This window comes from Clostridium boliviensis (genome assembly GCF_033342255.1).
GTDB lineage: Bacteria > Bacillota > Clostridia > Lachnospirales > Lachnospiraceae > Lacrimispora > Lacrimispora boliviensis.
The window spans coordinates 1-493 of record NZ_JAWONS010000029.1 but is presented as its reverse complement, the minus strand read 5'-3'; the positions used below and the strand labels follow the sequence as shown (position 1 = coordinate 493).

Annotated in this window: 1 protein-coding gene; it reads right to left on the bottom strand. The window is 65.3% G+C overall.

Features of this window, described 5'->3' with window-relative positions:
* Positions 1-40: 40 nt before the first annotated feature.
* The coding region (locus RZO55_RS01480; protein WP_318062535.1) for a hypothetical protein at positions 41-493 on the bottom strand (453 nt) is incomplete at its 5' end.

The window sequence follows — 493 nt, the reverse complement described above, 5'->3', positions numbered from 1 at the left end:
AGGCCGTCCCCCAAACGGGACGGCCCTTGTTTTTGGCCGCCTACGGAACGGTCAGCGTCACGGTGTCCTCGATGATCTGGCCCTGGTGCATGAGGGGCCGATGATCGTTGCTGTTGAGTTCCACCCTCAGGGTGTGGGTCCCCGGAGGGAGCGAATCCAGGTGGAACCAGGAGGCGTACAGGCGGGCGATTTTCCGGCCGTTCACGTACAAATGGGCGTGTCCCTCCCCTGGGCGGTGCCCCTGATTCACCCGCTCCGGAGCAAATCGGAAGCGGGAGGTGGCCACATGGATGTTCCAGCCCCCCGCCTCATCGGGCGTCACGATCAATTCGACGGCAGGTACCGGCGATCCTTCAGCGACTTCCACCGGAGCGTGATGGTGGTGACCGGCGGCACCGGCAGCGGGCGGGGCGGCGTGGTGTTCATGGGAATGGGCATGGGTCGGGTCGAGGAGGTGGCTTCCCCAGCCCATCAGCCCATACAACAGGACACC